The sequence below is a fragment of the Corallococcus aberystwythensis genome, from assembly GCF_003612165.1.
Classification (GTDB): domain Bacteria; phylum Myxococcota; class Myxococcia; order Myxococcales; family Myxococcaceae; genus Corallococcus; species Corallococcus aberystwythensis.
Window position 1 is genome coordinate 1 of sequence record NZ_RAWK01000034.1, and the last position, 25,316, is coordinate 25,316.

Consider the following 25,316-nt stretch of genomic DNA (forward strand, 5'->3'; position numbering starts at 1 on the left):
ACCTCGCGCACCGCCCCGCCCGCCGCCCCGAAGACGATGCCCGGTAGGAGCGACGTGGCGCCCGCGCCCACCAGCGACGGATGGTTCACGTCCACCGTGAAGAAGTCCGCGGGCGACCCCGGCGAAAGGGTGCCCGTGCCCATCCCCAGGCTCCGCGCGCCCTGCACCGTGGCCATGTCGAAGAGCCGCGCCGCCAGTCCGTCCAGCGTTCCCGTTCCCGGGTCCAGCACCGCCCGGCGCAGCCGCACCAGCCGCAGGTGCTGCTCCAGTTGGCGGGCCTCGTCCAGCAGGTCCACCACCGTCTGGCTGTCCGAGCCGAAGCTCACGCGCGCCCCGGCCTTCACCAGCGCGTCCGCCGGCACGATGCCGTCCCCCAGGTTGCGCTCCGTGGACGGGCACGCGCACACCGTGGCCTGCGCGCGGCCCAGCAGCGCCACCTCGTCCTCCGTCAGGTGCACGCCGTGCACGGCCGTGAAGCGCGGCCCCAGGAGGCCCACGTCCGACACCAGCTCCACCGGGCGGCGGCCGTGCTCCGCGAGGCACGCCTCAATCTCCTTCGGCTGCTCCGCCACGTGCATGTGGATGGGCATGCCGGCGGGCGCGGCGCGGGCCACCTGCGTCAGCCAGTCCCGCGACACCGCGCGCACGCTGTGCGGCGCGAGCCCCACGTTCACTCGCGCGTCACCTCGCGTCGCGTGGGCCAGCGCCTCCGTGGTGGACAGGAACGTGTCCACGTCCGCGTCAATGAAGCGGCGCTGGCGCGGGTTGGCGGGCACGTTGAAGCCCGCGCGCGCGTAGCCCACCCGCAGCAGGCAGATGCGCAGCCCCACGTCCGTGGCCGCGCGGATGACCGCGTGCGCCAGCGCGTTGCGGTCCGCGTAGGGCGTCCCATCCGACTGGTGGTGGAGGTAGTGGAACTCGCCCACCGTGGTGATGCCCGCGAGCACCATCTCCAGGAACACCTGCCGGGAGGCGACGTGGATCTCCTCCGGCGTGAGCGCCTCCGCGGCGCGGTACATCGCCTCGCGCCAGGACCAGAAGTCGTCCTGCCCTCCGGCGGATGCCACGTATTCGGTTCGCCCGCGGATGAGCCGCTGGAACGCGTGCGAGTGGCCGTTGACGAGCCCCGGCAGCAGCGCCCGCCCCGCGAGCCGCTCCACGCGCGCCCCTTCAGGCACCGCGTCGAGGACCCTGCCATCCGCGCCCACCGCCAGCGCACGGCCTTCGTGGAAACGCCCTTCCGCGAAGAGGAAGTCGGGTTGGTAGACAGTGATGTCGCTCACGCGCGGCAGCGTATGCCAGTTCGCCGCGACGCGCGGTAGCGGCTTCAGGCGCCCATTTCGGCCGTGTCCATGAAGGAGGGCAGACGGCTCTCCGCCCAGGGACGGGTGCGCACCGCGTCGCGGATCCACGTGCCGTGGCGCCGCTCGTCCTCGCGGTGCTGGCGGATGAGGACCTTCACCTCCGGGGTCCACTCGAACTGGAGCGCCAGCTCATAGGCCCGGTCGAACAGCTCCTCGTTGCCGAGCATGGCCCACAGCGTGGCCTCCGTCCCCATCAGCCCCGTCATGGCCGTCAGGCCCTTCATCGCGGAGCCCTTCAGGTCCGGGCGCAGCGCCACCGGCTCGCCCCCGAAGTGGCGGATGAGCGTGTTGAGGTCCTGCACGTGGCGCAGGTGGTCCGCGCGGAAGCTGTTGAGGCGCTCGCGCACCAGGGCCGGCCCGATGCGCGCGATGGCGACGTCATACGCACCCACGGCGTCGGCATCGAGCTGAGCCAGGCTGTGCAGGCGAGCGACTTCGGACTTGTCGGCCATGGGTGCCTCCTCCAACCGGGCACGGTGAGTGCTCGGGCCCGAACAATGTGGGGATTCCTCCCCCTGAAACCAACCGCCTTGCCCCCTCTCATTCCCCTGCCGCACCCAGGGCAGGCGGACGGCCTGTGGCCCTTTCGCGGCGTGTGGCCGGAAAATAAGACTCGGGGTCCGGGGACCGCAGGGAGGCGCCTGCCCTCCTGCCCGCCCACCAACCGATGTGAGGAATTGCGCGCCCGCCCTCCTGTGCAGAGCGTTGGAGGGTGAAGAACTCAGAGACGCAGAAGCGGCTGCGCCGCTACCGGATGAAGCGCGACTTCCAGCTCACCTCCGAGCCGTCCCCGGACGTGGTGGCTCCCAGGTCGAACGCTCCCGTATTCGTCATCCACAAGCATGACGCCACGCGGCTGCACTACGACCTGCGGCTGGAGATTGGCGGCGTGCTGGTGAGCTGGGCCATCCCCAAGGGCCCCAGCCACGACCCGTCCGTGAAGCGGCTCGCGGTCCAGACGGAGGACCACCCGCGCTCCTACGCGGACTTCGAGGGCCACATCCCGGATGACCAGTACGGCGGCGGCGATTCGCTGCTCTGGGAGTCCGGCACCTTCGAGGTCGTGCCTCCTGGCGACGCCGAGGCGCAGCTGAAGCGCGGGCACCTGGAGGTCCTGCTGCACGGCGCGAAGCTCAAGGGGCGCTGGCACCTCATCCGCACGCGTCCGCGCGGCGGCAAGGCGCAGTGGCTCTTCTTCAAGGCGAAGGACGAATACGCCGACGCCGGCTACGACGTCACCGTGGAGCGCCCCGAGTCCGTGAAGAGCGGCCAGGTGGAGACGCAGGGCCCGCGCAAGCCCGGCGTGCTGCGAAACAAGAAGCCCGCGGCGCCCGTGCGAGCGGCGCCCAGGGCCCGTGTCCAGAAGACCGCGCGCAAGTCCGCGAAGGCGGCGCGTCCGCCAGCGACGCCGGAGAAGCTGCTGGAGCGCGTGTGGCCGCCCATGCTGGCGCGGCTGGCGGTGTCCGACGAGGTGCACGACGAGACGCACGCCTACGAGGTGAAATACGACGGCTTCCGCGCCGTGTGCGCCGTCACGCAGGGGAAGCTCGCCTTCCAGAGCCGCCGGGGCAACGACCTGGCGGGCCGCTTCGCCCGGCTCGCCGCCGCGCTTCGCGAGCTGACCACGAAGGACGTGGTGGTGGACGGAGAGATTGTCGCGCTGGATGCGAAGGGCCGCTCGCGCTTCCAGATTCTCCAGAACACGGAGGAGGGCGCGGAGCAGCGCTTCATCGTGTTCGACCTCTTGTGGCTGGACGGCGAGGACCTGCGCGAGCTTCCCTACGTGGAGCGCCGCGCGCGGCTGGAGAAGCTGATGGCCAGGGCGCAGCTGCCCTTGCAGCTCTCCGAGAAGGTGGACCTGCCGATGTCACGCGCGCTGCTGGAGGCGCGGCGCAAGGGGTGGGAGGGGCTCATCGCCAAGCGCAAGGACTCGCCCTACACGGGCTCGCGCTCCGGGGACTGGCTGAAGCTGAAGGTGGTCGCGGGCCAGGAGGTCGTCATCCTGGGCTACCTGCCCATCAAGAACGAGCGGGCACAGTCGGAGATTGGCGCGCTGCGCGTGGGCGTGCGGGGCAAGGACGGCTTCCACGACGTGGGCAAGGTGGGCACGGGCTACACGTCGAAGGACCGCCGCGAGCTGCGCTGGCTGCTGGACGCCACGCGCGTGAAGAAGCCCTCCGCCGTGGATGCCCCGAGGAGCGCGGACACCGTCTGGGTGAAGCCGAAGTACGTGGCCCAGGTGAACTTCACGGAGTGGACGAAGGACGGCCGCCTGCGCCACCCCGTGTACCAGGGCCTGCGCAACGACAAGGTGCCCAAGGAGGTCGTGCGGGAACATCCGGCCCCCATCGAGGGCGCCGCCAGCCGGGGCTCGCGCCGCGCGCCAGCCCAGGCCGCCGCCCGCACCGCGACCCAGAAGGCGTCCGCGGTGAAGACAGCGCGAGGCAAGGCCTCACGCGCGCCGGAGGTGGCCCTCACGCACGGCGACCGCGTGCTGTTCCCCGGCTCCGGCCTGACGAAGGCGGACGTGTTCGCGTACTACGAGCAGGTGGCGCCGCTGCTCTTGCCCGTGCTCGCGGACCGGCCGCTGTCCCACCAGCAGTGGCCGGCGGGCATCCAGGCCCCGGGCTTCTTCCGGCACGAGCTGTCCGGCATCCCGTCATGGATGCCTACGCTGCGCGTGCGTCACGAGGACAAGACGCTGCGCCATGTGAACGTGAAGGACACGTCCGCGCTCCTGTGGCTGGCCAACCAGTCCGCGCTCACGGTGCACATGTGGCTGTCCCACGCGCCCCGGCTGGCGCAGCCGGACTTCGTGGTGTTCGACCTGGACCCCGGCGAGGGCGGCTGGAAGGACGTGGTGAAGGTGGCCACCCTGCTGCACGCGCGCCTGGATGAGCTGGGCCTGAAGTCCTTCCCCAAGACGTCCGGCAAGCGCGGGCTGCACGTCCTGGTGCCGCTGGCACCGGGCCACACCTACGCGCGCACCCAGGCGTTCGCGGACGCAAGGGCGCGGGAGCTGGAGGAGGAGCTGGGCGACATCGCCACCACGGAGCGCTCCATCCGCGAGCGCGGAGGGCGGCTCTACATCGACGCGGGCCAGAACGCGCGCGGCAAGACGGTGGTGGCGCCCTACTCCCTGCGCGCCGTGGAGGGCGCGTCCTTCTCCGCGCCGCTCGAGTGGAGCGAGGTGAACGGCCGCCTGGACCCGCGCCGCTTCCGCCTGAAGACGCTGCAGAAGCGCCTGGACGCCGTGGGGGACCTGTTCGCCCCCGTGCTCCAGGTGAAGCAGGTGCTGCCGGACGAGTAGACGGGCGGCTGACGCGCCGCGCCCCGAGCGGAGTTTCCCCGAAGGGGCGGCGCGTGCTACCTCCCGCGCCGCCATGTCGTCCGTGACCGTCGTGACCCCGGCCGTGAAGCCCGCGCCGCGGTGGAAGGTGTCCCTGGCCTACGCCACCTGCTTCATCCTCTGGGGCTCCACCTGGGCCGCCGTGAAGGTGGGGCTGGAGGACCTGCCGCCCCTGCGCTTCGTAGGCACGCGCATGCTCGTCGCCGGGGTGGCGCTGCTGCCCTTCGCGCGCTCGCGCGGGACGGCGCTGGGGGGCGGCACCGGGTGGCGCATCGCGGGGCTGGGCGTGCTCCAGCTGGCGGTGCCCTTTGGCCTGCTCTTCGTGGCGCAGCAGTGGATTCCCTCCAGCTGGTCCGCGCTCCTCTTCTCCACGTTCCCCGTGTGGCTGCTGCTGGTGGGCCGCATTGTCCTGCCCGACCAGCCGCTCACCGGGCGGAAGCTCTTCGCCGCGGCGCTGGGCCTCACGGGCGTGGTGGCGCTCCAGCACCAGGAATTGGTGTCGCTCAGCTTCTCCGGGCAGGTGCTGCTGGGCTGCGCGATGACGCTGTTCGCGGCGTCGGTGGTGGCGGTGGCCAACGTGCTGGTGCGCCAGCACATGACGCACGTGCCGCCGCACCTGCTCACGCTGGTGCAGACGCTGAGCAGCGCGGCGCTGCTGCTGTCCGCGTCCGCGCTGCTGGAGTGGAACCAGCCCTCGCACTGGACGCCCAAGGCCATTGGCGCGCTCCTGTACCTGGCGCTGGGCGGGACGGTGCTCACCTACCAGTGCCTGTACTGGCTCCTGCCGCGCATCTCGCTGGCGGCGCTGGGCGCCATGGCGCTCCTGGACACGCTGGTGGCGGTGACGCTGGGCGTGGCGCTGCTGGGCGAGGCGCTCACGCCGTCGCTGCTGGCGGGCGGCGTGCTCATCCTCACGGCGGCGGCGCTCGCCAACCGCGGCGAGGCCCCGGAGGCGAAGGCACCTCCGGAAGCCCCACCCGCGGTGTGAATCAGAACGGCAGGGGCAGGGAGAACGCCGTGCCGTTCTGCGTGCCGGTGCGGTAGCTCCTGGGCGCGCCGATGACGGCCGTGGGCGGAGAGCCTCCAGAGCCGGGGACGACGGCGATGGACTGCCCCAGGTAGGAGCGCTCGGCGCCGTCGCCCACCACCAGCAGGAAGGGCGACAGCGGGCCCGTGGACTTCGCGCCGCCGGCGAAGAGGAACGCCGCGCCGTCGCCGTCCGAGGCCACCGACGCGTTGGGCGCGCCCACCCAGAGGTCCGGCACGCCGTCGCCGTTGAGGTCCTTGCCGCCCGCGAGCGACGTGCCGAAGCTCACAGCGCGCGAGCGATAGGTGAGGTTCAGCGGGGCCAGCGAGCCCACGTCCACCATCGTCTCGCCATCAGCGGGAGGGGTGAGCTTGGAGGTCTGGAGGAGCAGCACCGCCGGCTGGCTCACGCCCTCCACCAGGTAGTTGTTGGCGCTCACCGCGAGGAAGTCCCGCGAGTCGCCCAGGAACCTCCCCGCGCGCGTGGTGGCCACGCCCAGGTTCATCAGCGAGCGCGACACCTCCCCGTCGCCCGCGATGCGCACGGTGCCCCCCGTCGTGCGTCCCCCGCATCGCGTGCCGCCCGCGTCGTGACCGTAGACAATCACGATGCCCGAGTGCGTGCTGTCCGCGTAGCGCCACGCCACCTCCTCGCAGCCGTCCCCGTTGAGGTCGCCCACGGAGGCGATGGCGGAGGTCTGCGGCAGCGCGGTGTTGTTCCACTGCGCGGGCGGCCAGACGCTGGTCTTGTTGGGCCAGGAGTACGCGGGGTCACACGCCAGCGTGAGCTTCGCGAGCGACGCGTCCTCCGGCGCGCGGCCCAGGAACACGTCCATGCCGCGGTCGCGCAGCACGGCCACGTCCTGCTTGCCGTCGCCGTTGAAGTCGAAGCCGCCCACCACGCCCCGGCCGATGGTGGTGCGCTTGCACTTCGTGGCCGCCGCGTCTTCGCAGGTGTCGACCACGGAGGGCGCGAACACGCGGTATGCCGGCTTGAAGGTGCCGTCCGCCTGCCCCGCCGACACCAGCAGTCCGCCCAGCGACTGCGTGGCCGCCGTCATGCACGCGTTCTGCACATAGGGGTCCCGCTCCGTCGCGGCGGAGTTCGTCGCCGGGATGACGAGCCCCGTGGCGCTGGCCACCAGGTCCGGCCGGCCATCGCCGTTGAAGTCCGTGAACGCCACGTCCACGCCCACGTTGCGGCCGCCGTACCAGGGCGAGCTGGCGCCCTCTCCCGCCACGGTGGCCTTCCCGGGCTCCGCGGTGTCGAAGGTGTACGCGCGGCCCACGGTCATGTCCGCGCCGTCGTTGTTGGGACCCGGGCCGGAGAAGCCCGGCGAGCCCACCAGCGCCATCACGCGGCTGCCCAGCCGGGTCACCGCCACGGTCTCACCGAAGCGCTCCACGCTGGCCTTCGCCGTCACGGCCAGGCCGCTGCGCGACCAGTCCGCGAGCGTCGCACCGGCCTTCTGGAAGACGTCCACGCGGCCGGTGAACGCGCCCGTGTCGGACGACGCGCGGCCGGAGAAGCCCACCAGCACGGGGCCGGAAGGCAGGGGCCACGCCGCGAGGCCCGCGCCCAGCACCTCCGCCTTCGCCGCGCCGCCCAGCGCCGCGAGCGGCTTGTTCATCACCGTGTCCTTGGACAGGCCGGTGAGCGGGTACACCAGCACCTTGCCCGCGTTGCCCAGCGACGTCGTGCCCGCGGTCACCGTGGCATAGGGCGCGCCCAGGAGCAGCTCCGGCCCCGCCGTGCCGTCCACGTCCATCACCGCCCAGCTGCGCGTCGCGGTGATGCTGCGCGCGTCGCCGTAGAAGCGCGCGAACGCGTTCGCCAGCGGCACCGTCGGGGGGTTCACCGCCGCCGGGTCGGCCACCAGCTTCGCGCTGCGCAGGTCGAAGAGGTACGCGCCGCCCGCGTCCTGCTGCGACGCCACCCCGCCCGACGTGCGCAGGTCCGGCGCGTCCGCCCTGTCCGCCATCACGACGAGGAACGGGGGCCGGCCGCCCTCGCCGGGGACGGCGCCCAGGCGGAAGGTGCCCTCGTTGTTCATCGTCTCCACGGCGGTGTTGGACACCAGCACGTAGAGGTCCGCGGCGGAGCGGTAGCGGGCTCCCGTGTCGCGCGCGAAGTACACCGCCACGGCCATCTGCTGGCCGTTGGTGCTGCCGTCCGCGTTGTAGCGGGTCAGCCGGTGCAGCGCCGCCAGGTCCGGGCGGCCGTCGTCGTTGAGGTCCGCCACCACGAGCGCACGCCCCAGCTCCGTCGTGCTCCGCAGCGTGAACTTGCCGTCCTTGTCGATGTCCTGACCGCCCAGGCGCACCGCCGGCAGGTCCGGGACGGGCTGCCCCTTGGCGAGGATGAAGATGTCGATGACGCCGCGCCGGCTGATGCCGGAGATGGAGGACAGGTCTCCGCCGGGCGAGCCCACGAACAGGTCCATGTCCCCGTCGCCGTCCGCGTCCGCGATGGCCATGCCCGTGCCGAACCCGCCGCGTCCCAGGCCGGTGAGCGCGGGCCTGAGCAGCGCGGGCGCCTGGCCCGGCTTGAACGTGTAGAGGTACACCGCGCCCGAGTCACCGATGGTGACGTCCGCGCCCGGCGAGGACACCGCCAGGTCCGAGCGCCCGTCGCCGTCCAGGTCGCCCACGGCCAGCATGTCGCCGAAGAGCGCGCCCTCCGTCTCCCCCGTCAGCACCCAGGTGGGCTTGGAGGGCAGGCCGGAAGTGCTGCCCTTGTAGATGAACACCGCGCCGCCCGTGGGGCGCGACAGCTCGCTCTCGCGCTGGCCCACCGCCAGGTCATGGATGCCGTCGCCGTCGAAGTCCGCGGTCACCAGCGTGGCCACGTCCGACAGCTTGCCGTGCGCCAGCAGGGGCCGCGTCAGTTCGTCCAGCACGCGCACCGACACCGTGGCCACGTCCGGGGTGAAGACGTCCTTCGCCTCCAGCACGATGGTGCCGGTGGCCCCCGCCTCCACCACGATGCGGCCGTTCACGATGGAGCCGGGACCGGACTTCTTCGTCCACGTCACGCGGTCCGTGCCGCCCGCCGTGCCCAGCGGCGCGGAGGAGCCCGACGGCACGCCCAGGTACTGCGGGTCGCCCACCAGCTTCGCGGCCTTGCTCACGGTGTACTGGAGCAACTCCGTATCGCCGGACTTCGTGTCGCGCACGGTGACGACGTCCTGCGCCTCCACCTGCCCCGCCGTGTAGACGCCCGTGTCGGTGAGCGTGGCGCCGGAGCCGTTGGTGGTGAGCGTGAAGGCCGCCGTGCCCACCAGCCCTTCGAGGGCGATCTGGAAGGACGTGCCCGGCCGCAGCATCGCGCGCGCGGGCGCGACGCCGAAGCCCTTGATGACCTTCACGCGCACGCTGGTGGAGCCGCCGCACTGCTCGTCCACCACCGTCAGCGTGTCCTCGCCGGGCGTGGCGCCCGCGACGAAGCGGTTGCCGCGCATGTCGCCGGAGGAGCCGCCCGGCTCCGCGCGGAAGCTGTAGTGGCCGCTGCCGCCGCCCGCCGTCAGCGTGGCCACGCCTGCGGAGCGCACCGTCGTGGGCTCCGCCGACAGCGTCAGCGGGGCCAGGCCCTCGCAGGGGCCCACGTAGGGAAGCTGGTCGGCGGGCTTGAGCTCACCGTCACAGGCCAGGGTCAGCAGCGCGGCGAGGGGGGTCGCGCGGAGGAGACGTTTCATGGGGGTGCCTCGGAAGGGGGCGCCCGTCCTCCGCCGGGACGGGAGGAGGACGGGCGCATGCACTCAAAGGGAAGCAGTCGTGAAGCAGGGACTTCAGGGCCGCGCGCCGGACGACACCCAGCGCTGGATGAGGGCGATGCCCTGCTGATCCAACGGCCCGTCCGCGGGCATGCGCAGGTCGCGCACCGCCGCGTTGATGCTCTGGGCGTTGGACTTCCACAGCTCGTAGGTGTTCAGCGGCCGGCCCGGGCTGGTGGTGTGGCACTTGGCGCAGCGGGCCTCGTGGATGGGCCGGATGTCGCGCGCGTAGCTGGGGGTGGTGGTGAGCGGCTGGTAGACGAAGGGCAGCTGCCGCCGCGCCTCCGTGCCGTCCTCGAAGCGGGACACCACGCCCAGCGTGTGCCCGCCCGGCGTCAGGTTGGCGAAGGAGAACGCCCTGAGCGTCTCCCCGTCCGCCTCCAGCCCGCCGAAGCTGTACGAGGGCCCGGCCGCCTGGACCTCCTGGCCCTCCAGCTGGAAGTGGACGCTCTTGGGCGCGTTGCCCGGCGGCAGCTGGGCCTGGACCACCAGCCCGTCCTCCACCACCAGCATGCCCTGGTGCATGCCCGTCACGCGCGGCGCCGGCGTCTGGCTGATGGCCAGGGCCTTGTCGCCCACGCGAATCCACGCACAGCCGCTCTCGTCCGCGGCCAGCAGCGTCACCGGCCCGGAGGGCAGCCCCTCCGCGGAGCCCCACACCTTCGCGTCCGCGTCGTAGGTGAAGAGCCGGTCACCCGCGCGGGCCCAGAGGTAGCGCCCCGCGCCCAGCATTTGCTGGGGCTGGGACGGCAGCTCCACCGTGCTCCAGCCGTCCGTGTTCCGGCGCAGCAGGCGGGTGCTGGTGAGCACCCAGACCTCGCCCGGCGCGCCCGTGCCGGCGCCCAGCCCCGCGAGCGCCTGCACCGTCTCGCCGCCGGCGAGCGGCGCGTCCGTGCCGCGCACCTGGTAGACGCCCGGCGCGGACGCCACCACGACGTTGAGCTTGCCCTCGCGCGCGAACCACAGGCCCGCGAGGCCGTCCTCCGCGGGCGCGGCCGTCATCGTGGTGATGCCGGTGAGCGGCAGCCCGGACAGCTTCAGCGACGCGAGCACGCCGCCTTGAATCTGGAACAGGCCCGTGGGGTGGGCAATCCACGCGGCGCCGTCCGCCGTCTGCGCGGTGGCGACGATGCCGGTGCCCAGCACCTCCTGCCACAAGGGCTCGATGAGCCAGCCCTGATCCGCGAGGAACAGGCCCCGGTCCGTCTCCACCAGGGCGCTGTGCGGCCCCAGGCGGAAGGTGGCGCGCACGGCGCCCAGCTGTGCCTTGTTCCGCGGGTGGGCGGCGAGCGCCGCCTTGGTGCCGTCCAACCGCAGGCGCACGGCCTCACCGCCGGCGGTGGCGAAGATGCCGCCGCCGGACTGGTCCGCGAAGCCAGGCATCGCGGCCAGCGACTGCGCCGTGGTGACCTGGGTGGCCGTGAAGGATGCGGGCTTCGCCGGGTCACTGCCCGGCGGTGCGTCCTCGCCGCACGCGGAGAACAGCACCGCGGACAGGAGCAGGAGCGAGGGGGGGAGGAAACGCGCCACGGTGGGGGAACCATGGCGCTGCCGGGGACGCAGAAGGGAAGTGCTCATCAAGGTTCAGGCAAGGAGGAACCGCAGCGGGTCCACCCGCGTGATGCTGTAGTCCAGCTTCGCCGAGGCCAGCACCGTCGCGATGATGTGCTCGGGGAAGATGTTGGAACCGTTCGGGTCGTTGGCGCCGGTGCGCAGGTCCACCTGGCCCGGCGACATGCCGATGTCACCGCTGCGGCCCACCACCTGGTTGTGCTTGATGCCCGCGCCCATCAGCAGGCAGCTGTTGGACAGGTGGTGGTCGCGCCCGCCCGTGGCGTTGATGGTGGGCGTGCGAGCGAACTCGCTGAACACCAGGATGGTGGTGTGGTCCATGAAGTTGCCGCCGCCGGGGTGCGCGGTGGCGCGCAGGTCCGTCACCAGCAGGTTCAGCGCGTTGAAGCCCGCGCGCTGGTTGGTCGCGTGCGTCTGCTGCGTGCCGAAGTGGGTGTCCAGGCCGCCCGCCAGGTTGATGGACACGCACTGGCTGATGCCCTTCTTCAGGGCGGTGGCCACCATGGCGGCGCGGCCCGCGGCGCTGTTGTACGGGTAGGCCTGGTTGTTGAGCCCGTAGAAGTCGCGCACGGACTGGTTGGCCGCCAGCTGGAAGCGGAACGAGTCCGACAGCTTGTTCTCCATCACCGTCTGCATCTGGCCGCGGCTGCTCTCATACGCCGTGCCCACGCCCCGCGCGGTGAGCGCCTGCTCCTCGCAGGTGATGGGCTGGCCGTTGAGGTCGATGAGGCTCTTCTCGATTTCGCTGTCCAGCTGGCGCGCCGCGCTGGGCGGGTCCAGCGTGAGCACCAGGTCCGCCAGGCCGCTCACGCGCAGCGCGTTGGCGTAGCCGCCGTAGCGGTCGTTGTAGGACTCCACGCCCTGGGCGATGGACGGGATGGGCACCGTGGGCTTCATCTGGCCCACGATCTCCGTCGCGGTGGAGGACCCGCGCGCCGCGCTGCCGATGGGCATCTTCCCGGTGAGGAAGTAGCGGTAGCCCACCTCGTGGGTGAGCGTGCTCATGTTGATGCCGCGCACCACCGTCATCAGGTCGTAGTGGTCCGACAGGTTGGCCGCGCGCGGGTCGCCAATGGCCGGCCCGAACGCGATCTTCGACGGGCCCGCTCCCGCCCGCTCCTTGGGGATGACGGGGGTCTGCGCGAAGGCTGCGTCGGTGAGCAGGTTGTAGCCCGGCATGATGCGCGTCTCGGAGACGCGGTCGGCGGTGAAGACCGCCGGGTCCCGCGGGTCGAACGCGAGCAACTGGTCCCACCCGCCGCTGAAGTACACGAACACGAAGCAGCGGTCGGGCGCGGCCAGGTTCGTCGCCTGGGCCACGGCCTTGAAGGGGATGCCTCCCAGCAGCAGGGAGCCCATGAAGCCGGCTCCGGCCTTGAGGAAGGTGCGGCGCTCGGGGCTGCTCAGGTTTTCCTGGGGCGTCTTCTTCATCGCAGGCACCGTCAAGGTCAGTAGGTGATGAAGCGCGAGTCCGTCAGCATGGCGATGCACACCACCGCCAGCGCCTGGTCGCGCTTCTTGAGGGTCTCGGCCCGGGCGGCGGCCTTGCGGAAGAACGTCGCGTAGCGCGTGAGCTCCTCACCGGCCAGGGGCGCGCCCCAGAACCGGGTGGAGAGGTACACGAGCGTCTCACCCACCTGCGCGTCCGTGAGCTTCGTCAGGTCGCTCATGGGCGAGGGCAGCGTGCGGCCCAGGGTGCGCAGGGTGACGTCCGCCTGCGCGATGTCCTTCTGCGCCTGGGCGATGCAGACCTTGCGCGCGCCGTCGTCCAGGAAGCGGGCGAAGACGAGGTTGGGCTCGGTGTTCTCCGTGGTGATGAGCGCGTAGTCCGCGCGGCCCAGCGACTGGGCGCGCGACTCCAGCTCATCCCACTCCATGCCCACGGCGATGCGGATGGACTCCTTGAGCTGCGCGACGGTGAGGCGCCGGGGCGCGCGGCCCACGCTGCCGCCCTGGGCCTCCGGGTCCGGCAGGGGGTCGATCTGGTCGGTGTTCCCGTGCGGGTTGGGCACCGGGTCCAGCTGGGCGTCCAGCGGGACGGGCTTGGCGGGGACGTCCACGGAGCCCTGCGTGCAGCCCGTGGCGAGCGCGAGCAGCGCGGTCAACAGTAGGCGGCGCATCAGTCAATCCTCCGGTACGCGTCGGACATCACCACCTGCTCGATGAGGCCCTTGAGGCTGTGGTTGTTCTTGGCGAAGTCCTGCGACAGCGTCTGGAGGTACAGCCGCTGCTCCTCGGCGCTCATCGCGCGGCCCAGGAACTCGTTCCAGACGCGCTTGACGGTGCAGCGCTCCAGGTCGCCCGTCTCCATCATGCGCCGCACCAGCGTCTGCGGACCGCCCTCGATGTTCTTCTCCTCGTCCGCGCTGCGGTAGAGGTACGTCTTCAGGAGGCCCAGCGAGTTGGCGCCGTCGCCGTCGAAGGCCTGCATCACGTACTGGCTGCACTCGCCGCCGCAGCCGGTGTCACCGTTGAGCGCGCAGTCGCGGCACTTCACGTCCAGGCGGGGGAACTGCTCCGGGGACAGGAACAGCGCGGAGCGCTCCGCGTACCGGCCCCAGTGCGCGCCCGTGGGCTCGATGGTGGCGTGGCAGTAGTTGCAGCCGCAGCGCTTGGCCAGGTTGTTCTCGCGGTTGCAGGCGTCGTCCGGGGGCGGCAGGTTCGCGTCCGCGGCCGGGGCGAAGTGCTTGCAGAGGAACGCCTCGTAGAACTCGTTCACGCGGGCGCGCTGGGTGGGGAAGCGGTAGAGGAACGCCGGGGTGGTGAGCACGCCGGAGTGGGTGTTGTCGCGCGTGTACTCGTTCCACTGGGTGGTGCTGGCGTACGTGACGGCGGGCAGCGTGGCCGGGTCCGAGGGCGCCTTGATGCTGAAGACGCCCACGCCCTGGCGCTGGCGGTAGAACTCCGACAGCGGGCCGTTCACGAAGGAGCGGCGGGTGGTGAGGATGTTGAAGTAGGGCTCGTCGTTCCGCACCACGGCGTCCGTGATGTAGAGCGGCTCCTCGTTGAAGGCGGCGACGCGCGCGTTGTGCACGTCGGAGATTTCGCAGCGGCGCATCTTGTCGCCGCAGCCGCAGCTGCGGTCGCCATTGAAGCGCCCCGTCTCACAGGACTCGCCGGTGTAGGGGTTCACCGGGCGGTCCTGCGCCTCCACGGCGCACACCTTCACCGGCTCCGCGGTGGTGGACCAGTACGGCTGCACCGTGGTGGTGACGTAGCCCTCGCGCTGCACGCAGCCCTGCTGCGGCAGCCACGTGCCCTTGACGCCGTTGCGCTGCGCCATGGCGAAGCCGCAGCGGTTCAGGTTCAGGTTGCCGGTCCCCCCCGCCGGCTGCACCCAGGCGGTGATGACGCCCGTGGCCGGAGACGGCACCAGCACGTTGGTGGTGTTCTTGTTCGGGTCCGGCAGGCAGAGGTAGCCCACGGACCTGCCCGCGGTGCCGTTGTAGCGGTTGTCGCAGAAGTTCACGTACTTGCCGTACGTCGCGTTTGCCTTCAGCGCGTTGCAGTCCGCGAACTTCAGCTCCGGCTCCGTGGAGTTCACGTCCAGCTGGCGGCACTGGTAGTAGTTCGTGTCGTAGTCGTAGCTGACCGGCAGCGGAATGCCCTGCTCGTCGCGGCAGGCGGGCGCCGTGGAGTTGTCCTGGTGGGCGTCCTGCGGGTTCGCCTTGCAGCTGTCCTGGGCAATCTCCCCGTCACAGCGCTGGCTCTGGCCGCCGCGCAGGCTGTTGGAGTTGTTGCCCGCGAAGCTCAGCGGCGTGCCGGACACGCGGTAGTCGCCGTTGCCCTGCACGCTGCCGCTGATGTTGGAGCGGAGCAGCGCGCGGTGGAAGTTGCGCATCCGCTCATAGAAGGACTCGTCGCCCATCATCTTGCGGACGTCTTCCGCGGTGACGGAGCCCTTCGCCTGGAACGCCTTGTACTCCTCCATCGTCGGAGGACGTCCCAGCAAATCGAGAGAAAGCTGCCGGAGGTGCCGCTCCAGGGGAACTTTCGCCACAGGTGCGCACACCGCTTCCTCAGCGGCTGCGGGTAGGGCGAGCAGGAGGGCGGCGCTCGCCAGGGGGGCAAGGCAACGCACGCTGAACACGGGGAACCTCCGAGAGGGGGGGTCGGGGGTGACGCAGTGTCCAGGAGTATGAAGGAATTTCGGGTTTGTAATCCAGCTGACCTAACCGATTCCATTCAACCGACATATCGGTCCATGTAGGTCGGCACTCGAAGGCGCGGTTGCACCCGGGGCATGGCGCGGGCCACAAGGGGGCATGTCCAACGCCGCTTCCGGGCTGTCCCCGTCGTCTCCGTCCTCGCGCGACCGGTCGTTCTTCGTCGCGATCGGCGTGGTGTCCGCCGGTGCGCTGGCGCTCCTGGCGTGGCTGCTGCTCATCCGGCGCGGGAGCGCGGGCCTGGGCGTGGACCTGCGCTTCATGCCGGCGGTGAACGCGGGGCTCAACGCGACGGCGGCGGCGCTGCTGCTGGGCGGGTGGGTGGCCATCAAGCGCGGCGCGCGGCGGGTGCACCAGAACCTGATGGTGAGCGCGTTCAGCGCGTCCGCGCTGTTCCTGGTGGGCTACCTCGCCTACCACTACGTGCACGGGGACACGCGCTACGTGGGGGACTTCCGCGGGCTGTACCTGACGCTGCTGGCCAGCCACGTGCTCCTGTCCATGCCGGTGCTGCCGCTGGCGCTGGTGGCCTTCTACTTCTCCTGGCGGCAGGAGTTCACCCGGCACCGCAAGGTGACGCGGTGGCTGGCGCCCATCTGGCTCTACGTGTCGGTGACGGGCGTGGTGGTGTTCTTCATGCTGCGCGGCGGCGTGCCCGCGGTGCCCTGAAGGAGCACCGCGCCAGCCGCGCGCGTCACCGGCGCTTTCAGGGCGCGGTGTACTCGGGGCCGCCGGGCGCGGGGGCAGGCCCTGGCGTGGACGGAATGGGGCCCGCGGCGAGCGGGATGCCCCGGGGCAGGCGCACGGTGAAGGTGGAGCCCTGGCCCTCCACGCTCGCCACCGCGAGCGTGCCCCCGTGCAGCTCCACCATGCGGCGCGCGCTGGCCAGGCCCACGCCGCTGCCGGACACGTCCCGGGACACGTTGCGGCCGCGGTGGAAGCGCTCGAAGACGAAGGGCAGGTCCGCCGCCGGGATGCCGATGCCCTGGTCCGTCACGGCGAGCAGCACGAACTGCTGCCCGTCCCCCTCCTCCGCCATCAGGCGCACGGTGACGGTGGAGTCCGCGGCGCTGTACTTCACCGCGTTGCCCATCAGGTTCTCCAGCACGCGCTCCAGGGCGTGCGCATCCCACTCGCCGGTGAAGTCGCGCCCGTCCGGCGCATCCAGGACGAAGTGGTGGCGGGACGCGTTGGCCTCCAGCTCGCGCACCTTGCCGCGCACCATGGCCAGCAGGTCCAGGGGCGCGCGCATGAGCGGGCGCTCCTGGCCGCGCGTCACCTCCAGGAAGTGGTCGATGAGCTCCGCCATGCGGTGCGCCGCGCGCACGATGTGCCCCAGGCGCGTCTCCAGCGCGGGCGTCATCGCGGCGGTGGGAATCTGCCGGCGCAGCACCTGGGCGTTGAGCGTCATGATTTGGAGCGGGCCCTTGAGGTCGTGCGTCGCCAGCGAGAAGAGTTCGTCGCGCACGGCCAGGGCTTCGCGGGCGGCGGCCTCGGCGCGCTCGGCGCGCAGGCGGCGCTCCTCCAGCTCGCGCGTCATCTGCACCGTCTCCACCGCGGTGCGCAGGCTGCGGCGCAGGCGCTCCGGACTGAAGGCCTCCTTCACCAGGTAGTCCTGGGCCCCGGCCTTCATGGCATCCACCGCCACGCGCTCGTTGCCGCTGCCGGTGAGCACCACCACGGCGGGCACCTTGGGCAGCCCCAGCTCCGCGAGCTTCTGGAGCAGGCTGACGCCGTTCATGCCGGGCAGGTGGTAGTCGAGCAGCATCGCGTCCACCGCGTTGGCGGACAGGTACGCCAGCGCGTCCTCCGCGGAGGACACCGGCACCACCTCCCACTGATTGTCCGGGTCACGCGCAAGCGCGCGGCTGACCGCGAGGCGATCCGCCATGCCATCGTCGACCAGCAGCACGCGCAGGCTCATGCCTCCGACTCCTGGGCATGGGGCAGGCGCGCGGCACTGAACCAGAAGGCATGCAGCGCTTCGGCGGTGGCCTGCAGCTGGGGACCGACGTCCGGCTTGAAGAGGTAGCTGTTCGCGCCATCCGCGTAGGCGCCGTCCACGTCCCCCGCGTCCAGGGAGGAGGAGAAGATGATGACGGGAATGGAGCGCAGGTCCGCGTCCGCCTTCAGCCGGGAGAGGACCTCGCGCCCGCCGATGCCCGGCATGTGCAGGTCCAGGAGGATGAGGACCGGGCGCTCCGCGCTCGCGTACTCACCGCGCCGGTAGAGGTAGTCCAGGGCGCTCTCGCCGTCGCGCACGCGCACCACCGGCACGGGCAGCGGCAGACGCTTCGCGATGCGCATCAGCGCCTCCGCGTCCGGATCACTGTCCTCCACCAGCAGCAGCGGGTTCATCGTCGCGGCTCCTCGCCCAGCGTGAAATAGAAGGTGGAGCCCTGTCCCGGCGCGGAGTCCACCCAGAGCGCCCCACCGTGCAGCGACACCAGCCGGCGCGCGATGGCGAGGCCCGCCCCCGAGCCGCCGCCATAAGCCTGTGCGGGGTGCAGGCGGCGGAACAGCTCGAAGATGGCCTCGTGGAATTGCGGTGCGATGCCGATGCCCGGGTCCTTCACGTAGAGAAGGTAGGGCGCGCTGACGTGACGCGCCGCTGGCGGACGCGTTTCTCCCGGTCCCAGGAAGCCCACCTCCACCCAGCGCGGCTCGGCTGTCTGGTACTTGGCCGCGTTGCTGATGAGGTTGGCCCACACCTGACGGATGCGGACGGCGTCACACGCCACCGTGGGCAGGCGGCGAGGCAGGCGGACCTCCACCCTGCCCTCCTCCAGCCGCGCGCCCAGCGTCTTCAGCACGTCATCCACCAGCGCCTGGTGATCCGTCTCCTCCCACGACAGCTCCAGCCGGCCCAGGCGGCTGAATTCGAAGAGGTCGTCGAGCAGGCTGTGGGTGCGCTTCGCCAGCCAGGTCAGGGCCTCCAGCTGCGCGCGACCGTCCGCCCCCAGCGTGGCGCCGAAGTCCTCCTGGAGGAAGGAGCCGTACTGGAGGATGCCGCGCAGCGGTTCCTTGAGGTCGTGCGCCACCGTGCCACCGAACGCGTCCAGCTCCGCGTTGGAGCGGGCCAGCTCCCGCGACAGCCGGGCCAGCGCCTCCGCGTGCCGCAGCACCACGCCCACCAGCGCGCCCTTGAGCGCGCGCGCCGCCTCCAGGTCCTGCGCGGACCACGGCATGGAGGCGCCCCGCGTTTCCTCGCGCCACACGTCGAAGGACGCACGCGGGCGCAGCCGCTCATGGCCCGGCTCCGGGCGCACGGGCTTGTGCGGGTTGCCGGCCCACGCCACGGTGCGCGCCACCTCCGGGCGGAACCACAGCGCGTAGTGCGGCACGGAGGGGTCCAGGCGCACCGCCAGCAGGCCCGCGGCCACGTCCGCGCGCGAGGCCAGCGGCGGGTACACGTCTCCCAGCCGGTCCACGTAGAAGACCTCGTCCGGCAGCTCCCGCTCCGAGAGCCACGCCACCAGGGCGCGCACCTCCTCCTCGGCCGGCGTGGTGCCCAGCAGCAGCGGCGACGCCTCCGGACCCGCGCTCGCGCCCAGCACCAACGCCACGCCATGGGCGCCCGTGAGCTCCATCAACAGCGGAGCCTGGGCCTCCAGCGCCTTCGCGGGGCTGCGGTCCCCCAGGTTCGGCACCACCAGCATGTTGAGCAGCGACGCGCGGCGCGCCTGGGCGGCGGCCTCCAGACCGCGCTCCTCCGCGGCCAGCTGGAGCGACAGCAGCCGCGCCAGCACCTCGCACGCCTGGCGCCGCGCGGCGGACACCTTCCGGGGCGCCAGGTGGTGGCAGGCCATGAGCCCCCAGAGCTGTCCGTCCTTCAAGAGCGACACGCTGAAGGACGCGCCCACGCCCATGTTGCGCAGGTACTCCAGGTGGATCTCCGACACGCTGCGAAGCGCGGCGCCGGACAGGTCCAGCGGGCGCTGGGTGCCGGGCAGCACCGGAGGCACCAGCCCCACGGCCTTCGCGTTCACGTCCGCGATGAGGCGCACGGGGTGGCGCGTGTAGAGGGCGCGCGCCTGCACGGGGATGTCGCTCGCCGGGAAGTGCAGGCCCATGAAGGAGTCCACGCCCTCGCGCACGCTCTCCGCCACGACCTCGCCGTGGAAGTCCGCGTGGAAGCGGTAGACCATCACCCGGTCGTAGCCGATGACCTCCCGCACCGCGTCCGCGGCCTCCTGGAGCAGCGCGGCCGTGCCCTTCGCGCGCGCCAGCGGCGACACCAGCCGCTGCACCGCGCCCAGCGCGGTCTCCTCCGCGCCCACGTCGTCGTCCGCCAGCGGCTCCAGCTCCAGCACGCGCAGGCCGTCGCTGTCGTGCAGGAGCGCGGAGCAGCGCTGTCCGGACACCTCCACGGTGACGGGCCCCGGGCCCACGCCCGCCTCCACGCGCGCGAGCAGCCCGTGCGGCAGCACGCTGGCGAGGGGCTTGCCCAAAAGCGCGTCCGGCCCGGCGCCCAGCAGCGCGGCCGCGTTGGCGCTCACGACCGCGACGGCCTCCGTTTCCTTCTGGAACGCGACGAGCACGCCCCGGGGCTGGATGCCGCCCAGCAGGTGGATGGGCTCACGGTCACAGACGCTCAGGTCGGCATCAGAGACGGACGGGGACATCGTGCTCTCGCATCAGCCAGGCGGCGAAGGTGTCGAAGGTGTCGCGGGCGCCCTGCACGACGGCCGCGTCGAAGGACTCGGAGGCCGCCCGTCTGGACGCCTGCGTGAGGGCTTCACCGAAGGCGCGCCACATGGGCCCCACCTGGTCGCCGTAGGCCCGGAAGAAGGCGAAGACGCCCACGCCCGCGTCCGGACCGAAGTGACGCATCAGGTGGCGCAGGATGAGCTGGCCGCCCAGCGTGGAGCCCTCCAGCACGTACGCGCAGCCCAGCGCCTCCGCCAGCCCCGGCACCGCCGGCAGCGGGGACGCACGCGGCAGCCGCGCGAGCGAGCCCGTGTCGTGCCCCAGGGTGCGCAGGTCCGCCTCCAGCAGCGGCGTCTTCCAGCGCGCCTCCAGGTTCAGCGCCGGCTCCAGCGCCGACAGGGGCGCGGCGAGCAGCGCCTCCAGCGGCAGGTAGAGGCCGTAGAAGGCCTCCAGGTGGCTCTGGTAGTCCCCGGGCGTCAGGTGCGCGTCCATCAGACGCACCACGCCCTCCGTGCGCTCGTGGTGCGAGCGCGTCTCCGTCTTCAGCCGCTGCAGCAGTTCCAAGGTCTCTGGAGGATGGGAAGCGGCGCGTCGCGTGGAAAGAACCGATTGCGCTGAATGTTGGCCGTTCATCGCGGGCGACTGTTGGCTGCTCATCCCTCCACGCGGTGGAGGGGCGTACGCAGCGTGAGGTTTCACGGGGGGCCTGTTTCCCCGGCACCACTCCACGCGGTGATTCAACCCCCTGAATCACCCTGCCTTTACGGGCTGCGACACGCCGCGTTAGCCTGAATGCTCCACAGCTTGGCTTCCCGCGTCATCGCGGGAAAGGGGTCCCGACGATGCCGTTCACCCTCCCTCCGCGCTACGGGCTGTACGAGCCGGAGACCGAGCACGACGCCTGCGGAGTGGGGTTCGTGGCCCACATCCGGGGGCAGCGTTCGCGGGGCATCGTGGAGGACGCGCTGGAGCTGCTCAACCGGCTGAGCCACCGCGCCGCGGCAGGACGTGACCCGGAGACGGGCGACGGCGCCGGAATCCTGGTGCAGTTGCCCCATCGCTTCTTCAACCATGAAGCGCCAAGGCTGGGCTTCGAGCTGCCGCCGCGCCGCCAGTACGGCGTGGCCCAGGTGTTCCTGCCGCCGGAGCCGGAGGCACGCCGCGCGTGCGAGGCACTGTTCGAGGACGTGGTGGAGGAGGAGGGGCAGCGGCTGCTCGGCTGGCGTGACGTGCCGGTGGCGCCGACGGAGCTGGGGCCGCTCGCGCGCGAGGCGGCGCCGGTCATCCGGCAGCTCTTCATCGCGCGGCGGCGCGTGGTGCCCAGCGCCTTCGAGCGCAAGCTCTACCGCATCCGCAAGCTGGTGGAGAACCGGGTGCTGGCGCGCGGCGTGGATCCGCAGGGGCGCTTCCACGTGGCCAGCTGTTCGTCGGAGACGCTCATCTACAAGGGGCTGCTTCTGCCCCGGCAGCTGCCGCGCTTCTACGCGGACCTGCGGCACCCGGAGTTCGTCAGCGCGCTGGCGCTGGTGCACTCGCGCTTCTCCACCAACACCTTCCCCACGTGGGAGCTGGCGCAGCCGTTCCGCTTCATCGCGCACAACGGTGAAATCAATACACTGCGTGGCAACCGCAACTGGATGACGGCCCGGCGCGGGCTGCTCCAGACGGCGAAGCTGGGCGGGAGCCTGGAGCCGCTGTGGCCCATCATCGTCCCGGGCAAGAGCGACTCCGCGCAGTTCGACAACATGGTGGAGCTGCTCTACCTGGGCGGCCGCACCCTGCCCCACGCGATGATGATGATGATCCCGGAGGCGTGGGAGGCCCACAAGGAGATGGGCGACGAGCGCCGCGCCTTCTACGAGTACTCCGCGTCCCTGCTGGAGCCGTGGGACGGGCCCGCCGCCATCGCGTTCACGGACGGCCAGCTCATTGGCGCGACGTTGGACCGAAACGGCCTGCGCCCCGCGCGCTACCTGGTGACGGAGGACGACCGCATCATCCTGGCGTCGGAGACGGGCGTCATCGACGTGCCCCCGTCGCAGGTGCGCCGCAAGGGACGGCTGACGCCGGGCCGCATGCTGCTGGTGGACACGACGGAGGGGCGCATCCTGGAGGACGAGGAGGTGAAGCATGAAATCACCTCGCGCTGGCCCTACCGCCGCTGGCTCCAGCGCAACGTCTTCACCTTCGAGGACCTGCCCGCCGTCCCCGCGCCCGCGCGCGTGAAGGGCGAGGCGCTGTGGCGGCTGCAGCGCGCGTTCGGCTACACGGACGAGGACGTGCGCACCACGCTGGTCCCCATGGCGGAGACGGGCAAGGAGCCCACGGGCTCCATGGGCACGGACACGCCGCTGGCGGTGCTGAGCGACCAGGCCCCCACCCTCTTCAACTACTTCCACCAGCTCTTCGCGCAGGTGACCAACCCGCCCATCGACCCGCTGCGCGAGGCGCTGGTGATGACGCTGGCCACCGCGCTGGGCCCGGAGGGCAACACCTTCGAGGAGACGCCGGAGCAGTGCCACCGGCTGTCCCTGCCCGGCCCCATCCTCACCAACGGGCAGCTGGCGCGGCTGGCCAACCTGCGCGGCGACACGGGCCTCTTCGAGCCGCGTCCCCTGAGCCTGCTGTACCCGCACGCGGGCGGCGCGGCCACGGCGCTGGAGGTCGCGGTGGAGCGGCTGTGCACGGCGGCGGTGGACGCCGTCGACGCGGGCGCGAGCATCCTCGTGCTGAGCGACCGCGGCGTGGACTCCGCGCACGCGGCCATCCCGGCGCTGCTGGCCGTGTCCGCGGTGCACCAGCGACTGGTGCGCGACGGCACGCGCATGTACACGGGCATCGTGCTGGAGACGGCGGAGGCGCGCGAGGTGCACCACTTCGCGTGCCTGTTCGCCTACGGCGTGTCCGCGGTGAACCCGTACCTGGCGCTGGACACGTTGCGCGCGCTGGCGGACGCGGGCGAGCTGAAGACGGACGCGGACAAGGCGCAGGCCCAGTACCTCCATGGCCTGGAGGAGGGCCTGCTCAAGGTGATGTCCAAGATGGGCATCTCCACGCTCCAGTCGTATCGCGGCTCGCAGCTCTTCGAGGCGGTGGGCCTCCAGCGGAGCCTCATCGAGAAGCACTTCACCGGCACGTCGTCGCGCGTGGAGGGCGTGGGCCTTCCGGAGCTGGGCCGCGAGGTGGCGGAGCGGCACGCGCGCGGCTTCGGGCCCGGCGCGGATGGCGAGGAGGAACTGTTGCCGGTGGGCGGCCAGTTCCGCTGGCGCCGGCAGGGCGAGCGGCACAAGTGGAACCCCGCCACGGTGGCGAAGCTCCAGGAGGCGGTGCGGACGAACGACGCGGCCCGGTTCCAGGAGTACTCGAAGCTGGCGGACGACGAGACGCGCGAGCACAGCAACCTGCGCGGCCTGCTGGACGTGGTGACGGACGGCTGCACGCCGGTGCCGCTGGAGGAGGTGGAGCCCGCGCTGGAGCTGGCGCGGCGGTTCGTCACCGGCGCCATGTCCTTCGGCTCCATCAGCGCGGAGGCGCACGAGACGCTGGCCATCGCGATGAACCGGCTGGGCGGCCGGTCCAACAGCGGCGAGGGCGGCGAGGAGTCCCGCCGCTACACGAAGGACGCCAACGGGGATTCGCGCCGCAGCGCCATCAAGCAGGTGGCGAGCGCGCGCTTCGGCGTCACCGCGGAGTACCTGGTCAACGCGGACGAGCTTCAAATCAAGATGGCCCAGGGCGCCAAGCCCGGCGAGGGCGGCCAGCTGCCGGGCCACAAGGTGGACGAGCGCATCGCCCGCGTGCGCTGGAGCACGCCGGGCGTGACGCTCATCTCCCCGCCGCCGCACCACGACATCTACTCCATCGAGGACCTGGCGCAGCTCATCTACGACCTCCAGTCCGTCAACGCGAAGGCGCGCGTGAGCGTGAAGCTGGTGAGCGAGGTGGGCGTGGGCACCATCGCGGCGGGCGTGGCGAAGGCCGGCGCGGGCTGCGTGGTGGTGGCGGGCTACGAGGGCGGCACGGGCGCCTCTCCCCTCTCCAGCCTCCAGCACGCGGGCCTGCCGTGGGAGCTGGGGCTGGCGGAGACGCAGCAGGTGCTGGTGCACAACGGCCTGCGCTCGCGCATCCGCGTGCAGGTGGACGGCGGGCTTCGCACCGCGCGCGACGTGCTGGTGGCGGCGCTGCTGGGCGCGGAGGAGTTCGGCCTGGCCACGGCGAGCCTCGTGTCCGTGGGCTGCATCATGCTGCGCAAGTGCCACCTCAACACCTGCTCGGCGGGCATCGCCACGCAGGACCCGGCCTTGCGCGAGCGCTACCAGGGCACGCCCGAAAACGTCGTGAGCTTCTTCCTGCTGCTGGCGGAGGACCTGCGCCAGCACATGGCGAGGCTGGGCGCGCGCAGGCTGGAGGAGCTGGTGGGCCGGGTGGACCTGCTGCGCCAGCGCGCGGCGGTGGACCACTGGAAGGCGCGCAAGGTGGACCTGTCCGCGCTGCTCACCGCGCCGGCCGCGCCGGCCACCGAGCCGCGCCACTGCCAGACGCCGCACCGCAAGGACGTGTCGGACCACCTGGACCACGAGCTCTTGTCCAAGGCGCAGTCCGTGCTCGAGGGCGGGCCGCCCCTGCTGCTGGCCCTGCCGGTGGCGAACACGCACCGCGCGGTGGGCGCCATGCTGTCCGGCGAGATTGCCCGCCGCCACGGCGCGCAGGGACTGCCGGACGGAAAACTGCGCGTGAAGCTGAAGGGCTCCGCGGGCCAGAGCTTCGGCGCGTTCCTCGCGTCCGGGGTGACGCTGGAGCTGGAGGGCGACACCAACGACTACCTGGGCAAGGGGCTGTCCGGCGGACGCATCATCGTCTACCCGCCGGAGGGCAGCCGCTTCACGCCCGAGGAGAACGTGCTCGTGGGCAACACGGTGCTCTACGGCGCCACGGCCGGCGAGGTGTACCTGCGGGGCCTGGCGGGTGAGCGCTTCGCGGTGCGCAACAGCGGCGCGCAGGCGGTGGTGGAGGGCGTGGGCGACCACGGCTGCGAGTACATGACGGGCGGCGTGGTGGTGGTGCTGGGCCAGACGGGCCGCAACTTCGCGGCCGGCATGAGCGGCGGCACCGCGTACGTGCTGGACCGCGAGCGCTCCTTCCGCGGGCGCTGCAACCTGGAGATGGTGGAGCTGGAGTCCCTGGTGGACGAGTCCGAAATCTGGCTCGTGCACGGGATGATTGAGCGCCACCTGCACCACACCGGCAGCGCGCTGGCGCGGCGGGTCTTGGACAACTGGGAGCTGATGGTGCCGCAGTTCATGAAGGTGATGCCGTCCGACTACAAGCGGGTGCTCCAGGCCCGGCGCGCGGCCCGCAGGCCGCCACCGGCCACGAGCGTCCAGCAGCTCCACGTCGTCGGCGGGGGGACCTGAGC

15 protein-coding genes are annotated in these 25,316 nt (G+C 71.9%); 4 read left to right on the plus strand and 11 right to left on the minus strand.

Features of this window, described 5'->3' with window-relative positions; all coding sequences use genetic code 11:
- Positions 1-1,283 (minus strand): formimidoylglutamate deiminase (gene hutF / locus D7W81_RS07620; RefSeq protein ID WP_120554666.1); only part of this gene is annotated, 1,283 nt, incomplete at its 3' end.
- A 44-nt stretch (positions 1,284-1,327) separates the two neighbouring features.
- Positions 1,328-1,816 (minus strand): ferritin-like domain-containing protein, encoded by a 489-nt coding sequence (locus tag D7W81_RS07625; RefSeq protein ID WP_120554667.1) that lies wholly within the window; start codon positions 1,814-1,816, stop codon positions 1,328-1,330.
- Positions 1,817-2,076: 260 nt separating this feature from the next.
- Between D7W81_RS07625 and ligD the strand changes: the two genes are divergently transcribed.
- Both ligD and D7W81_RS07635 read left to right on the plus strand, forming a co-directional pair.
- A complete protein-coding gene (gene ligD / locus D7W81_RS07630; protein WP_208721207.1) occupies positions 2,077-4,674 on the plus strand; it encodes a DNA ligase D in 2,598 nt (865 codons plus the stop codon).
- A 73-nt stretch (positions 4,675-4,747) separates the two neighbouring features.
- A complete protein-coding gene (locus tag D7W81_RS07635; RefSeq protein WP_120554668.1) occupies positions 4,748-5,701 on the plus strand; it encodes a DMT family transporter in 954 nt (317 codons plus the stop codon).
- Position 5,702: 1 nt separating this feature from the next.
- On the opposite strand, the gene D7W81_RS07640 is transcribed toward D7W81_RS07635, so the two are convergent.
- The 5 genes from D7W81_RS07640 to D7W81_RS07660 all read right to left on the minus strand — a co-directional run bounded on the left by D7W81_RS07640 (position 5,703) and on the right by D7W81_RS07660 (position 15,015).
- A complete protein-coding gene (locus tag D7W81_RS07640) occupies positions 5,703-9,434 on the minus strand; it encodes an FG-GAP-like repeat-containing protein (protein ID WP_120554669.1) in 3,732 nt (1,243 codons plus the stop codon).
- Positions 9,435-9,527: 93 nt separating this feature from the next.
- On the minus strand, positions 9,528-11,042 hold the full coding sequence (locus D7W81_RS07645) for a hypothetical protein (protein ID WP_244227038.1): 1,515 nt from the start codon (positions 11,040-11,042) through the stop codon (positions 9,528-9,530).
- A 54-nt stretch (positions 11,043-11,096) separates the two neighbouring features.
- On the minus strand, positions 11,097-12,515 hold the full coding sequence (locus tag D7W81_RS07650) for a DUF1501 domain-containing protein (RefSeq protein ID WP_120554670.1): 1,419 nt from the start codon (positions 12,513-12,515) through the stop codon (positions 11,097-11,099).
- 17 nt (positions 12,516-12,532) lie between these two features.
- Positions 12,533-13,204, minus strand: coding sequence for a hypothetical protein (locus D7W81_RS07655; RefSeq protein ID WP_120554671.1), 672 nt, complete (start codon positions 13,202-13,204; stop codon positions 12,533-12,535).
- Positions 13,204-15,015 carry a DUF1585 domain-containing protein gene (locus D7W81_RS07660; RefSeq protein WP_244227045.1) on the minus strand — a complete coding sequence of 604 codons (1,812 nt, stop codon included), beginning with the start codon at positions 15,013-15,015 and terminating at the stop codon, positions 13,204-13,206. The genes D7W81_RS07655 and D7W81_RS07660 overlap by 1 nt, the downstream gene beginning before the upstream one ends.
- Before the next feature lie 334 nt (positions 15,016-15,349).
- Here D7W81_RS07660 and D7W81_RS07665 point away from each other — a divergent pair, with 334 nt between their 5' ends.
- Positions 15,350-15,919: a DUF420 domain-containing protein gene (locus D7W81_RS07665; RefSeq protein WP_120554673.1), complete on the plus strand. Its 570-nt coding sequence runs from the start codon at positions 15,350-15,352 to the stop codon at positions 15,917-15,919.
- A gap of 37 nt (positions 15,920-15,956) precedes the next feature.
- On the opposite strand, the gene D7W81_RS07670 is transcribed toward D7W81_RS07665, so the two are convergent.
- From D7W81_RS07670 to D7W81_RS07685, 4 genes are read right to left on the minus strand one after another with little or no spacing between them, the layout of a single operon-like run.
- Complete coding sequence (locus D7W81_RS07670) at positions 15,957-17,174, minus strand: hybrid sensor histidine kinase/response regulator (protein ID WP_120554674.1); 1,218 nt, start codon at positions 17,172-17,174, stop codon at positions 15,957-15,959.
- Positions 17,171-17,608, minus strand: coding sequence for a response regulator (locus tag D7W81_RS07675; RefSeq protein ID WP_120554675.1), 438 nt, complete (start codon positions 17,606-17,608; stop codon positions 17,171-17,173). Before D7W81_RS07675 ends, D7W81_RS07670 begins: the two co-directional genes overlap by 4 nt.
- Complete coding sequence (locus D7W81_RS07680) at positions 17,605-19,875, minus strand: ATP-binding protein (protein ID WP_120554676.1); 2,271 nt, start codon at positions 19,873-19,875, stop codon at positions 17,605-17,607. The genes D7W81_RS07675 and D7W81_RS07680 overlap by 4 nt, the downstream gene beginning before the upstream one ends.
- Positions 19,856-20,464: a biliverdin-producing heme oxygenase gene (locus D7W81_RS07685; protein WP_244227040.1), complete on the minus strand. Its 609-nt coding sequence runs from the start codon at positions 20,462-20,464 to the stop codon at positions 19,856-19,858. The genes D7W81_RS07680 and D7W81_RS07685 overlap by 20 nt, the downstream gene beginning before the upstream one ends.
- A gap of 278 nt (positions 20,465-20,742) precedes the next feature.
- Between D7W81_RS07685 and gltB the strand changes: the two genes are divergently transcribed.
- Entirely contained in the window at positions 20,743-25,314 is a 4,572-nt protein-coding gene (gltB, locus tag D7W81_RS07690) for a glutamate synthase large subunit (RefSeq protein ID WP_120554677.1), read from the plus strand.
- Positions 25,315-25,316: the final 2 nt, after the last annotated feature.